Source organism: Sphingobacterium paramultivorum (genome assembly GCF_014109745.1).
Lineage (GTDB): Bacteria > Bacteroidota > Bacteroidia > Sphingobacteriales > Sphingobacteriaceae > Sphingobacterium > Sphingobacterium paramultivorum.
In genome coordinates, this window is sequence record NZ_CP058555.1 from 4,563,147 (window position 1) to 4,577,917 (window position 14,771).

The following is a 14,771-nucleotide window of genomic DNA, read 5'->3' on the forward strand; positions in this document are numbered from 1 at the left end:
AAAAAAGAATATTAAATCAAAATAAAGACCTGGAATTGGACAAACACGTCTTATGATTTTTACAATTCAATTTTTATATATCCATTTGTTGTCCCATTTTAGCGCCGAATCAATTTCGTTGAGATGATATATTCTTTTGGTGTGGATATCCCTTGATCTATTTCCTTTAACAAAACTTTCGCACAAGTTTTAGCCAGAGGTTCCAATGGTTGCTGGATACAGGAAATTTTAGGATTCAAAATATCAAATAATTCATGGTCATCAAAAGAAAACATCGGAAAATTATAGCTATTCTCAGGCGCCGACCGCAATACCTTTAATCCGAGAATACAAAGATAATTTGTGGTAAAAAATAGACCATCTAAGCCTACCTGCTTAGCTGCCCAATTTTTCAACATACGTGAACCTTTCTGTTTCAGGTGCTGATAAGGTAATTGCAGTATGCGAGGTTCCATTCCGTATGTGTCACAAAACTCCAAATAAGCACGCTTACGTGCCAGCATTTGTGGTTGATCCGAATCGATGGTTACCAGCCCAAAATTTCTACAACCAATAGATTTCAAATAGTCACATGCATTCTTCCCACTAACTTCATTGTCAATATGTACATAATGGGTTTCCACTGTTGGAGAATTTCTATCAAAAACTACCAACGGAACCTTATGCTCCAATATTTTTCGCAGATACTCTTCCAGATCTACTGTCGGGGCCAAAATAATACCCTCCACTTTCTTTTCCAACATCGAATCGATGATATCGCGTGCATTTTGCGAATCTCCAAGCGTACTACTGTAGAGGACGTGATAATTTTTCTTTCGGAACAATTCCTCTACATACAATGCAAATGGACCAAAAAAAGAATCCCCAATATTCTCTACAATTAGACCAATGGTATTTGACCGCCCCGTTGCTAAACTCTTGGCGAGAGCATTGGGCTTATAGCCAACTTTTTCAACGTATGCAAGTACACGGTTTTCCAATTCCTTGCTAATACGTGCTCGCTCGGCTTTGTGATTAATGACTAACGAAACAGTTGATTTAGACACATTGAGTTCCTGTGCTATTTCTTTAATTGATTTGGCCATAAGAGCATTTTCATAAAATTAGGGTGAAATTAGAAAATAAATATGAACATATCGGAGATTACAATTGACATCACACAATAAATTATTACACAATCGTATGCGTAGGCAGCAAAAAGGAACAGATTATCAAATTAAGGCTCTTTCATTACCGTTGCTATCCCTCCACGAATGCAAGCCAATACGATCAAAAAGATATTTTTGAGTAAATTTAACGCTCATTCTTTTTAGAATAATACTTCTATTTTAAAGAAGTATTATTCTAAAAAAACATACGAACCATTATAAATAAAATTAAATAGGACCACCTGACTGTTTTAATGGATTAAGTTGCACTGCAATATAAACTAGTGGACAATCTTAGCTAAGAAAAAAATTAATTTAAAGAAATAACCGAATGCAAATGAAAACATCTTTTATGTTATCTCTTCTTTTGACTCTAGCCTCTCTTGCTATTGCTCAAAAGAAGGACCAGAGACCGAATATTGTACTTATCATGGCAGATGATCTTGGTTATGGAGACCTTGGTGTATACGGTCAGCAAAAAATTGAAACGAGGCATATCGATTCATTGGCTGCCAAAGGGATGAAATTTGACAACTTCTACGCTGGTACATCAGTGTGCGCTCCCTCGCGATCATCTTTAATGACAGGACAGCATACTGGCCACACCTATGTAAGGGGTAACAAAGAACTTGAGCCCGAAGGACAACAACCCTTAGTCGACTCTGTACAAACTTTTGCTATGCTTCTACAACAGGCAGGATATACAACCGGTGCGTTTGGAAAATGGGGACTTGGAATGGTCCATACAACAGGTGCTCCTGATCAAAAAGGATTCGATGAATTCTATGGCTATAACTGCCAACGTCAATCCCATCGTTACTACCCAACTCACCTCTGGCATAATAACGAAAGGATAGAACTCCATGAAAATGGTTTAATGGCCCAAGGGCAGTATGCACCGGCATTAATCCAAGAAAAGACCTTGAAATTTATTGATGAAAATAAAGAAAAGCCTTTTTTCCTTTATGTACCTACAGTTCTTCCTCACGCCGAATTATCAGGTCCGGATGACAAATATTATCAATTATATGCAGACAGGTTTGATGAAAAACCACATAAAGGAAATGACTATGGCCCACAAGCGACTGTTCCCGGTTACGCTTCGGTAGAAAAACCGCATGCCATGTATGCGAGTATGGTAAGCCGTATGGATGCTTATGTCGGTCAAATTGTTGATCGGTTACGCGAGAACAAGCTATTGGATAATACAATTATCATTTTCACGAGCGACAACGGATCGCACAAGGAAGGCGGAGCCGATCCCAATTTTTTCAATAGCTCTGGCGGGTTACGCGGCAACAAACGCGACCTCTATGAAGGTGGCATTAAGACCCCTTTCATTGTTTATTGGCATGGCAAAGTTGCCGAAGGGAAAACCTCAAACTACCTGGGCGCTTTTTGGGATATTATGCCTACGATGGTCGAGCTTGCCGCGACAAAAAAACCGCATTATACAGACGGAATTTCATTTTTGCCAACGTTGCTAGGTAAAAATAAGCAACAAAAACAGCACCAATACCTGTACTGGGAATTTCATGAAGATGGGGGGCGTCAAGCCCTGCGCCAGGGAGATTGGAAACTTATCTTACAAAAAGTTACAAGTAGCCAACCTACAGCCGAACTATATAATCTCAAACAAGATCCAAAAGAACAACACAATATTGCCCAAGGAAACCCAACGAAAGTAAAAGAATTACGTCAGCTGATTGAAAAAGCGCATGTCGAAAGTGGTATTTTCCCATTGACAAGTGTAAACACGCACAAAAAATAAAACTAAGTTTGGGGAGTAGCTAACTGAGTGTTATTCCCCAAAAAACGATTAAAGTCACTGAAAATATAGCAATGTAGTAAGAACGCTAAAAAATAGAGATTATCTTTCCTGTAACAAGAAATCATATTTTTTTCGCTAAGTTTACTGCCCGAGTACACCCATGAAAAATCAAAAATCATATCAATATCACGAACTTCTCCCTCTTATACGCCAAGGGGACCAACGAGCATTTGTTATATTATATGACCTTTTTACGCCCGATTTAATCGCTTTTATTGCAAAAAAAGTTGCTAGCAGTGAAGTCGCTGAAGATATACTGCACGATCTTTTTATGTCAGTATGGAAAAATCGGGAAATGATTGAACAAATAGAATCTCTCCCGGCCTATCTATTTAGCTCCTGTAGGTACCTCATCCTTGCTCATTATCGCAAGAATTTAAAATTAAAGGTATCATCTCTCGATTTTGAGGAGCTCGAACTGGAAGATGAAACCGTTGCAATAGAAGATAAACTCTATTATCGTTATATCATCGATATTGTCGCCAAAGAAGTCGAAAACCTTCCCGAAAAGTGCCGAGAAGTATTTAAATTGAGCCGTGACTTCTACATGAGCAACAAAGCTATTGCCCAGCAGCTTAATATCAGCGAGTCTACCGTCGAAAAACACATTAATAAAGCAATCAAACATCTTCGAGCAGCGACAAGCCATTTATTTCATTTTACACTGTTTTTCTAGTCAACACCCGTACCTTTTTAACAGGTATTTTCATAGATATTTTATCCATTTTAAAAAAAACACTTTTTTTTCATTTTCGACTGGAGGTTCCACCTTATTTTACACACTTGTATAGTAACTGACCATTCCAATGGAACCTGTTATGAATCAAATGAACGAAATATACAAGCTGATTTCCGTCTTCTTGAACAGGAAGGATACTGTTCAAGATAGAAAAGAACTACTCGACTGGTTTGAAAAACAGTCCGAAAATGGCATTTCTGAGACCGAATTTGTGGATATTCAAAATAATGCAAAAAAGAGTCTTATCAAGGAAATACAAAATCCGGCAAGAAATATTATACAGTTTCGGACAGTCAGGTATATAGCAATCGCCGCCAGTATACTGCTGATAGGTTTTTCGATCTTACAATTCTGGCCAAAGCCCGAGATCTTAGCGACCACAGAGCAATTGGCATCAATCCCTCCCGGTAAAGAAAGAGCAATCATTATCTTGGGAAATGGTAAACGAATAGATCTCGAACATCTTTCGCTCAATCAAAGTATACAAACAGGCGATGTCATTATAAAAAAGGATGGTAAGGGACAAATCAGCTATCATGATGTTAAAACAGGACAAATAAGTATACAAAAAAATAGCATGTATACGCCAAAGGGTGCCACCTATGACCTAACCTTATCAGATGGCACATTAGTGACACTAAACGCTGATTCGAAAATCTCTTACCCAACCTCCTTTGATAATGGAAACAGAGAAGTTGAATTACAGGGTGAAGCCTACTTTCATGTACAGAAAACAACCAATAAAAGCAAATTTATCGTTAAAACACGTGGTCAGAAAATTGAAGTTCTTGGAACCCGCTTCAATGTCAACGCATACCCCGAGACAGATAGAACACAAACAACCCTAGAGGAAGGGTCTGTTGTAGTCTCAGCACAAGATGTACCTCAATCCAATCTTTACCTAAAACCAAATGAGCAGGCTACTCTGCAACATGGCACACTAAATTCCCGCCACATAGATCTTGAAGAAGTATTAAGTTGGAAAAAAGGTCAGTTTTATTTCAATGGTAATAACACGGAAGAGGTAATGCAACAAATTGCCCGCTGGTATAATATTGACATTACGTACAGACGAAGTAAAAGTAAAGAACAATACACGGGTACAATTCCCCGCAATCTAAGCTTAAACAAATTGATTGAGCTGCTCAATTTTGCAGATATCAATACAAAAGCTTTGGTGGGTGACAATAGCCGAATTAAATTAATCATTACATAACCAATTGCTAAAATTATGACAAGCACAAAACTGCCACCATAAATCCTTATTGATAATACCAATAAAAAACGGACCCTGTTGGCGCAGAATCCGTAGTAGTAATTGGTATTAAAGCATCGTATAACATCTCAATTATTAATACATTAAAACCAAACGAATTTAATGAAATTTTCAATAACTCCGTTCATGAAGAAGGAGAGGGATTTTCATGAAGGTTTGTTGGGCGTTCACATGACGCCTAATAAAAGCCTTAAAAGTGAAAAACAAATACCTTTTTTTGCGCGACCATTACCTAGATCTCTTATGAGGGTCAACTTAATCACTTTATTGATCGGCATAGGACTATCCCAAGTGGATGCTCATACCTATGCACAGCAAATTACGCTTAAAAAGCATAATGCGAGTCTTCAAGTTATTTTAAAAGATCTTGAGAAACAAAGTGGATATACTTTCTTCTATAAAAAGAATGAAATATCTGCCAATAAAGACATCTCTATCGATGTAAAAAACCAGCCATTTTCACAGGTTTTAAACATTGTATTGGGAAATGCAGATTTTACTTACGATTTCTTTGACAAAACAATTGTCATTAAGAAAAAAAATGAACCGCTGAGAGAGGACCTTAACAAGATTATTAGCAGACCAATAATCAATAAGAGTTTAGACCTACAGCAAGAAACTCAAGTAATAGGCTCTGTCAGTGACACCTTAGGCAGAAAACTTACCGGTGTAAGTGTAAGTATCAAGGGGAAATCAGGCCTTGGTACAGCAACAGATATCAATGGAGCTTTTGTACTAAAAGTACCCGCTAATGCGACCCTGATTTTCACAATGGTTGGATATGACCCACAGGAAGTTGCTATTAACGGAAAATCAAAATTTGATATCATATTAAAAGAATCTGCATCAAGTTCCATTGACGAAGTCGTTGTTACAGCATTTGGTCAACGTTCCAAGAAGAGCGACCTTATTGGTTCCGTTTCATCACTTAGCCCCAAAGAATTACGTGCCCCAGTAAGCAATCTTACGGCAGCATTACAAGGCAAAGTTGCCGGTGTCGTTTCATTTCAACGTAGCGGAGAGCCGGGAGGCGATAATGCCGATTTCTTCATCAGAGGTGTAGGAACTTTTGGAACAAATAACAAGCCGTTAATCCTTGTTGACAATATGGAGGTCACAGCGGATGATTTGGCACGTATCCCAGTTGATGACATCGAAAACTTTTCGATCTTACGTGATGCCACCGCATCAGCCGTATATGGCTCTCGCGGAGCAAATGGTGTTGTCCTCGTGACAACAAAGGTAGGACGTGACGGACCTGCAACGATCAGCTTTAGAGCCGAACAACGAATATCAACACCTACCCAAACGTTGAAATTTGCTGATCCTGTCACTTGGATGAAAATGTACAACGAAGCTGTTACAACACGTGACCCCTTGGGGGTAGAACCTTATGGGCAATATAAAATTGAACGCACTGCTGCTGGAGATGATCCTATCACCTACCCAGCAGTAGATTGGCTCAATGCCCTCACTAAGAAGACCACAACAACCCAAAACTACAACTTAAGTGTATCTGGTGGTGGACAAATTGCAACTTATAACGTGAGTGGAAATTTTACCAATGACAATGGTCTACTTAAAATGGATGCTTTGAACAACTTTAACAATAACGTTAATTTCAAAGTTATGAACCTGCGGAGCAATATTGGTATCAACTTAACCAAATCAACATTCGCTATGGTTCGCACCGTGGCCAATCTTCAAAATTACAGTGGTCCACCGACAAATGGAGCAGAGGCCTACAATCTTGCACTTCGTGCAAATCCTGTTTTATTTCTCCCTGTATATCAAGCTGGTCCTAGTCAGTCCTATATTCAGCATCCACTCTTCGGAAATGCCGATAAGGGACAGTATGCCAACCCTTACGCACAGATTATGCGCGGATACTCGGAAAGAAAGCGAAGTGATATTCAGGTACAATTGGAATTAAAACAAGATTTTTCAACAATTCTTTTGGAAGGTCTAAATTATAGAGGACTCTTTAATCTAAGCAGAAATTCTTATTTTGCCCAATCACGCCAGTACAACCCGTTTTATTATGAGCCAATAGGAACCGATCCAAAAAACAACTCTTTGCTCTTTCGCGAGATCAATCCTGAAACAGGAACAGAATATCTCGACTTTGTTCCTGGAGAAAGAACCCAATCCGCTGTTTTCTATATGGAGAATCAGCTCTCCTATCAACGGACCTTTAATGAGAAGCATAATGTATTTGGAATGTTGATCAACACCATTCGGGATAATATCAAAACACCCGTCGACAATAACATTTCCCTAATCAATACGCTTCCCAACAGAAATGTGTCCTTATCAGGTAGTTTCACCTATGGTTATGATAATCGTTATCACGCTCAATTTGCTTTTGGGTACAATGGCTCGGAGAAGTTTTCGGACAAATTTCGTTGGGGATTTTTCCCTTCCTTCGGTTTAGCATGGAATGTCTCCAATGAGCAGTTTTTCGAACCAATTAAGGATGTCGTCAGTAATTTAAAATTCCGCTTCACTCGTGGTGTTCTCGGGAATGACCAGATACTTGATACTCGATTCTTCTATCTTTCAGATGTCAACCTTAATAGCACAGACTATGGTTATTCCTTTGGCTTACCTGCCGAGTCAGGGCGTAGAACCGTCAACGGTATTGTGGTCAATCGGTATGCCAACCCCGACATTAGATGGGAAATTTCCAAACAAACCAATTTAGGAATTGACTTAAGCTTATTTAAAGGCGCATTAACATTTACAGGTGATTTTTATCAGCAAGAACGCGACAATATCGTTCAAGCACGTTCATTATCCTCAATCAATGGTCTAACCGCCTCTGTTTTTGCCAATGTCGGAAAATATAAGAGTAAGGGATTTGACGGAGAATTGGTCTACAATAAGTCTGTTAACAGTGATTTATGGTTCCAAGGTAGAGGAACATTCACTTTTGCAACAGGGGAATATGCATTTTTCGAAGAGCCAGCCTATAAAAACGAGTACCGTCAACGCCAAGGAACTTCCGTAAGCAATCAGTTCGGCTATATAGCGGAGCGCTTGTTTATTGATGATAACGAAGTCTATAATAGTCCCGCCCAAGAATTCGGATCAACAGTCCGTGGCGGAGATATCAAATACTTGGACGTTAACCGAGACGGTTTAATCAATGACGACGACCGCATGCCAATTGGCTATCCTACGACTCCAGAAATCAATTATGGGTTTGGTTTAAGCACTGGCTATAAAGGTTTCGACTGCTCGTTCTTTTTTAGCGGAGTTGGAAGAACATCGTTATTTATTAATCCAACAACGAATAATACGAGCAGTCCATTGAGTCGAGGAATTGCTCCATTCGGTGCTGAAACATCACCCAACGCTGTCTTCCAAGAATGGGCAAATAATTATTGGTCCGAAGACAATAAAAATATCTATGCAGCATGGCCTCGTTTAAGCGTAATGCCAATGGCCAACAATACGGTTCAAAGTACTTTTTGGATGCGTAATGGCAGTCTGCTTCGGTTAAAACAAGTCGAACTAGGCTACACATTCAACAAAAAACTAACGCAACGATACAAATTCAAAAACCTACGTATTTATGCCAGTGCAACAAATCTATTGCGATTTAGCTCTTTCAAATTATGGGATCCTGAAATGGGTGGTAATGCGCTAAACTATCCGCTGCAAAGGGTATTTAACATTGGTATCAATGCTAATTTATAAGAAACTATGAAAATGAGATTTAAGAAAAGTATAATCGCGTTAGGGTTGTTCGTAGGTCTTTCGACCTCCTGTAATAAATTTCTGGATGTTGTTCCAGATAATGCACCTGTACTCGATCAAGCATTTGCAATGCGCACAATGGCCGAGCGTTATTTAGTGACTTGTTATAGTCAATTACCACAAAGCTTTTCGATGACCAATAACCCAGGTTGGCTCTCTGGAGATGAATTTTGGTTAAACTCCGAATCAACCTATTCGGGGTACTTCAATTGGAGAATCGCTTTGGGCAACCAAAATGGCGACAACCCCCTGTTAAATGCTTGGGATGGGAACAATGGAGCAACAAATCTTTGGGTGGGTATCACAAACTGCAATACATTTCTCGACAATATTATGTCGGTACCGGATATGACAGACGAAGAGAAACAGATGTGGATCTCAGAAGTCAAATTTCTGAAAGCCTACTATCACTTTCTCCTAATGAAACAGTACGGTCCAGTACCTATCAGAGACAAGAATATCCCTATCTATGATAGCCCGGGATCTTCTCAGTTGCCTCGAAATAGTATAGATGAATGCTTCAACTATGTTGTCAGTATGATTGATGAATCCATCCCCAATTTAATGGATGACGTTACTGCAGTGAACAGTGAAACAGGACGCATCACAAAAATCGTCGCCAAGGCAATGAAGGCTGAGATATTGGTTTATGCCGCCAGCCCTCTTTTCAATGGAAATGTTGGTACGGAAGCTTCTATTAAAAACAGCGATGGGAAAGAGTTGTTCAACCATACCTATTCGGTTGAAAAATGGCAATTGGCAGCGAAAGCTTGTAAAGAAGCCATCGATTTTGCTACTGAACATGGAAAGAAACTGCATACCTGGACGCCCACTGGAGGATTCACCCCACAAGCGAGTACACAGTTTCAAATGAATATTCGGGAGGCCTATAACGAAAACACCGATAATCCAGAAGTATTGTGGTTAGATACGAAATCAACTGCCAATGGAACCATCCAAGGTTATTTTATGCTTCCTCGCTATACCGCCAATGCAACGTCGGGAACCCTGTTGGGCTTTATGTCTGCAACAATAAATATTGTTGAAAAATTTTATTCAAACAATGGCGTCCCTATTGAGGAGGATATTACTTATCCATATACATCGAGATTCGATTTGATTACAGTTCCCAACACAGATGCTTATAAATACGATTTGGTCGCTGGGAAACAAACAGCCCGAATGAATCTAAATCGGGAAAATAGATTTTATGGCACCTTAATGTTTGATGCCGGACGTGTATTTATGTTGCAAGCCGGTTCGGATGCAAATGCTTACAATATTGATCTCAAATATTCGGGATCTTCAGGAAAAGTGGACCCCACACGATTCAATTGGACAGGATATGCCTCAAAAAAACATTATAATTATCGAAGTACTGTTGGTGCAAGTAATGCATATACTGCGCGGTTGTTTGGCCATCCGATCATACGTTTAGCAAATCTTTACCTTTACTATGCAGAAGCATTAAACGAAACAAATGGTCCCTCAGCAGAAGCTTATTCCTACATTGATGCTGTCCGAACGCGCAGTGGTCTTAAAGGTGTAGTTGAATCATGGCAAAATTACTCTTCTGCGCCAAATAAACCTGCAACTAAAGATGGACTGCGTGAAATTATCAAACGTGAACGTACAAATGAGTTTGCTTTGGAAGGTGTACGTTTTTGGGATCTTCGCCGTTGGAAAGATGCCGTCAAAGAACTAAACAATCCAATTTTAGGATGGGATATCAATCAATCATCCGAAGGCTCTTACTATCGGACAACACTATTATATACACGGTCATTTATGGATCGGGATTACTTTTGGCCATTGAGCTTAAATGAAAGAAGACGTAACCCAAATCTTGTCCAAAGTGCAGGATGGTAATTTAAATTACAAATATCGCATAATGAAAAATTTAATAAATAAAACCGCTCCAATCATGCTAGCAATCCTTTTGATGGCTCCATTACTATGGACAAGTTGCAAGGAAGACATAGGCATTACCGCAGCAAGACAAGGAGAAAAACCGAATACCTTAAAGAACCTTGCCTATGAAGAAGCTCCTGGCGGAGCAAAGATCAGCTACGATTTACCTACTTCAGCAGACTTACGCTATGTCAAGGCAACGTATACATTGGAAAATGGAAAAGAAATGGTCACCAAGGCCAGCATATACGATAACCAACTTGCTGTACAAGGATATGCTGCGATAGGTGAACATGAAGTTAAACTTGTTGCTGTCTCAGTTGGTGACGTGGAATCCGATCCTGTTACTATTAAAATCAAGACAGGAAAGCCCAATTATATCATCTTAGCCGAATCGTTTAAATCTAACGATTTTTTCTATAGTACATTTGGTGGTGTAAACCTCAAATTTGAAAATAAAGATGCTGCAAATATCATTTTAAGTGTATTCAAATATGGGGAAAATCCGACCACCAAAGAGATCGGCTGGAATGTCCTGAACGAGACCTATACAAAGTCCAAAGAAGGTGTTATTCGCGTTCGTGGAGAACAACCGATCGCAACAACCTACGGTATTGTAATACGCGATCAATGGGGTAATGTATCAGACACCATTCGTCGCAATTTAACACCACAAGAAGAATATGAAATCAACAATTTACTGATCTATAATGGTATCACGGCCTATAGCGATATGAATAGAAATGGTGATTACATCAGCAATTACAATGCACAAAGCGGAAGTGCCGAAATGCAGGTATCACTATTTGATGGGATTGAAGGATCACCATATTATATCACAAACAAGCAGTGGTGGGGTAAGGCTGCTCCGATCCCATTCCAATTCACGTTGGATGCGCGTAAAAAGGCACAGGTAAGTCGGGTCAAACTTTGGGGTCGAAACGACAATTATGGGCTATTGTTTCAAGCTACACACCCAAAAGAATTCGAACTTTATGGCAGTAATTCACCTGCACAAGATGGCTCCTGGGATTCTTGGACATTACTCGGAACATTTGAAGGCGTCCGTCCATCCGGCCTAGCTTTTGGCACTAACGCAAATAGTGAGGATCAAGATTATGCACGTAAGGGAGAAGATTTTGAAGTAAACTGGGACAACCCGAGCGGATTCAAATATTTCCGCATAAAAGTAAACTGTACATGGAACGGCGTTCGAGAACAACCTCTGGGTAATGCCCTCACAGTTGCTATATCGGAATTGAAATTATATGGAAAATACGTAGACTGATAAATTATGAAAAAGATATTGAATTATATGCTGATCGTATTGGGTACTGTCCTTTTAACCTACAGTTGCAAGCCGTCAGACTACTATTATGGGGAATACCTAAAAAATGGGGAAATTTACTATCCGGGCCGGATAGATTCGCTATCTATTATCCCCGGTAACCAAAGAGGGATACTACGATTTAAGGTAACGACAGACCCCAAAGTGAATAGCGTTAGAGTCTATCTAAGGAGCAGTCTCTCACCTACGGCAGAAGTAAAAAATTACCCGATAGAAGCCAGTGAACATGGGAAAGTCAAACTCATCACCTTAGATGCACTTTCGGAGGCAACATATACGGCAAACGTTTATTCATTTACCAGTCAGGGTGATAGTTCTCGATCGGTAGCCTCGAGTCAGTTTATTTACGGTCAGAGTTATATACGTACCCTTGTAAATCGCTCATTTTCAAAATTTGACAAAGCAAACGCCAACGAGCATTTCCTGGTACTAGCCCGAGAGAACAATTTGCCCAGACAGGGCACATTTTATCCAATGCAATTTACAGAGGTCACCTATCGTAACAATTCCGGAGATTCCACAACTGTGCGTATTACACCCTATGAGGATTTTGCAAGTTTAAAAAATATTGTTAGTCCAAGCACGGTCAAGTATAGGACTGTTTACAAACCTGTACAAGCTTCTATCGACTATTTTTATACCGCTTTTACAGAACAGAAATATAGCAAATAACAAGAATACCAACAAAATTGTAACTATTGCGACGATACTTGGTAAGGTAAATAATTGGGATTTCCTTACATGCATTTTTTGATCCCGTAGATTACAACAGAAAAGGTTAGACGGAAACGCTTCTCAAGCAGTTCCCTGTCTAACCTTTTTTAACTATCTTTTTTTTAGATACATTTGTACCATAATTGGGGAACTAAAAGATGGATAGTACAATTGCACTTTGGCTGAAACAAATCGCAGAAGGCGACCGAACTGCATTCGATGCACTATACAATCATTTCTGGAAAACAATCTACCAATATGTTTACCCCAAAACTAAAAATACAGAAGCAACGGAAGACATTCTACATGATCTATTCCTGAGTATCTGGAAAAACCGGAGTAGATTGCAAGAAATCAATAACATCGAATCATACCTCAAAACTGGCGCACGTTACCTCACCTTCTCCTACTTCAATAAAAATAGCGAACAGCATAGGGTGGATATCGATAAAGTAGATATCATCGTTGATGATGCGCCAATCGAAGATCGCTTACATTACCGCTATCTATTGGACCTCATCCAAGAAGAAATACAAAATCTTCCTGAACGTTGCCGAATTATTTTCAATGAAAGCCGCATCAACCACAAATCCATCAACCAGATAGCCCTTGAATACGGACTATCAAAAAGTACCGTTGAGAATCAAATAAACAAAGCTCTCAAACGTTTACGCCTAGTTACCAAAGACTTCCATGCCTTTCTCTCATTTTTTTAATTTTTTTTCATTTTAGCGTAGGTGCTTTCAGTTTTTTCGATGACTATATCTATACAAGGCTAACCAAACGACCTGTGAAGTCATAATGATGTATTCAAGTGATACAGGATAATGCATATCACTGATAACTCAATCATAGCTGAAACAGTCGAAGGCAACATAAATCTCTTAAAGAGACTGCTTACTAATGAATAAATAGATTTAACTAGATGAAAGTACCTAATACGCTGCAAAAACTAATCAAAAACTATCTATTGGGCTTCGAAAATAAAGCCGAATACGATACCTTGAAAAAATGGTTTGAAGAGGCCGAGGCAAGCAACATGCCGACGGATAACGATATTCAAGCAAGTCAGCACCGTATACTACAACGTCTAAATCATAGTATGACATTCCCTGAACCTAAATCAATTGGCTATAGGTATTGGATTCGTATAGCAGCTTCGATTACGATTGCGCTCGGTTTTGCCATGGGCTACTTCTACTATCAGCATGCCGTGTTCGATAAAATAGCACCTGCGCAAGTAGCGATGATACGCCCCGTTCAGGAAAATGTACAGCTTACTTTTGAAGATGGAGCAGTCGTCATACTCAATAACCAAGGTAAAGCTACCCAAGCTATTGAAGGCGTTCAGGAAATCAAAAACGGAGAACTTGTCTATAATGACAACGCAAATCACATCGTTCAAAATACGCTTTCAACACCTCGGGGACAACTATTTAAAATTGTACTTCCCGATGGAACCAAAGTATGGATGAATGCGAATAGCTCCTTGAGCTACCCTTCGAAATTCATAGGCCCAGAGCGTTTAGTTGAATTACATGGTGAAGCCTATTTTGAAGTTAGCAAAAATCCAGAACAACCATTCATTGTAAAAACAACCGATCAACAAGTCAAAGTTTTGGGTACACATTTCAATATCAATGCCTATGATAATGATCTTACGACGCAAACAACACTTGTTGAAGGTAAAGTTGAAGTACAACATCAGCAGCAGAAAATACTCTTGACACCCAACCAACAAGCGAATTTTAAAGGTACAACGCTCAGTAAGAAAAATGTGGATGCCGCCGAGTATATAACCTGGCGTGAAGGTTATTTTACCTTCCATAATGCCACAGCAAATGAAATCATGCAACAGTTGGCAAGATGGTACGATCTCAACGTCCGTCTTGACGACTCCGAAATAAACGAACGATTCAGTGGAAAAATCAATAAGCAGATGAATTTGCAGGAAATCCTAACCGTCCTCCAAACTGCTGGGTTGAATTTCGATATCGTACAGAATAAAAATCAACAAAAAACAATCCTACTGAAAAACTAAA

Annotated in this window: 10 protein-coding genes; 9 read left to right on the top strand and 1 reads right to left on the bottom strand. The window is 39.3% G+C overall.

Annotated features, from left to right (window positions below; translation table 11 throughout):
* Positions 1-98: 98 nt before the first annotated feature.
* Positions 99-1,085 (bottom strand): LacI family DNA-binding transcriptional regulator, encoded by a 987-nt coding sequence (locus HS960_RS19155; protein ID WP_153844821.1) that lies wholly within the window; start codon positions 1,083-1,085, stop codon positions 99-101.
* Positions 1,086-1,485: 400 nt separating this feature from the next.
* Here HS960_RS19155 and HS960_RS19160 point away from each other — a divergent pair, with 400 nt between their 5' ends.
* The 9 genes from HS960_RS19160 (at position 1,486) to HS960_RS19200 (ending at position 14,770) form a co-directional block, all read left to right on the top strand.
* A complete protein-coding gene (locus HS960_RS19160; RefSeq protein WP_228280085.1) occupies positions 1,486-2,919 on the top strand; it encodes an arylsulfatase in 1,434 nt (477 codons plus the stop codon).
* A 160-nt stretch (positions 2,920-3,079) separates the two neighbouring features.
* Complete coding sequence (locus HS960_RS19165; RefSeq protein WP_120333010.1) at positions 3,080-3,655, top strand: RNA polymerase sigma factor; 576 nt, start codon at positions 3,080-3,082, stop codon at positions 3,653-3,655.
* Positions 3,656-3,806: 151 nt separating this feature from the next.
* Positions 3,807-4,934: a FecR family protein gene (locus HS960_RS19170; RefSeq protein ID WP_182330385.1), complete on the top strand. Its 1,128-nt coding sequence runs from the start codon at positions 3,807-3,809 to the stop codon at positions 4,932-4,934.
* Positions 4,935-5,237: 303 nt separating this feature from the next.
* A complete protein-coding gene (locus HS960_RS19175) occupies positions 5,238-8,696 on the top strand; it encodes a TonB-dependent receptor (RefSeq protein WP_182330387.1) in 3,459 nt (1,152 codons plus the stop codon).
* A gap of 12 nt (positions 8,697-8,708) precedes the next feature.
* Complete coding sequence (locus HS960_RS19180; protein WP_153844817.1) at positions 8,709-10,625, top strand: RagB/SusD family nutrient uptake outer membrane protein; 1,917 nt, start codon at positions 8,709-8,711, stop codon at positions 10,623-10,625.
* A 22-nt stretch (positions 10,626-10,647) separates the two neighbouring features.
* Positions 10,648-11,955, top strand: a complete 1,308-nt coding sequence (locus HS960_RS19185) for a DUF5000 domain-containing lipoprotein (protein WP_120333187.1) — start codon at positions 10,648-10,650, stop codon at positions 11,953-11,955.
* Between the two features lie 6 nt (positions 11,956-11,961).
* Positions 11,962-12,687, top strand: a complete 726-nt coding sequence (locus HS960_RS19190) for a DUF4998 domain-containing protein (protein ID WP_182330389.1) — start codon at positions 11,962-11,964, stop codon at positions 12,685-12,687.
* A 200-nt stretch (positions 12,688-12,887) separates the two neighbouring features.
* Positions 12,888-13,445, top strand: coding sequence for an RNA polymerase sigma factor (locus HS960_RS19195; RefSeq protein WP_153844814.1), 558 nt, complete (start codon positions 12,888-12,890; stop codon positions 13,443-13,445).
* Positions 13,446-13,654: 209 nt separating this feature from the next.
* Positions 13,655-14,770, top strand: coding sequence for a FecR family protein (locus HS960_RS19200; protein ID WP_153844813.1), 1,116 nt, complete (start codon positions 13,655-13,657; stop codon positions 14,768-14,770).
* The last annotated feature ends 1 nt before the right edge of the window (position 14,771 follow it).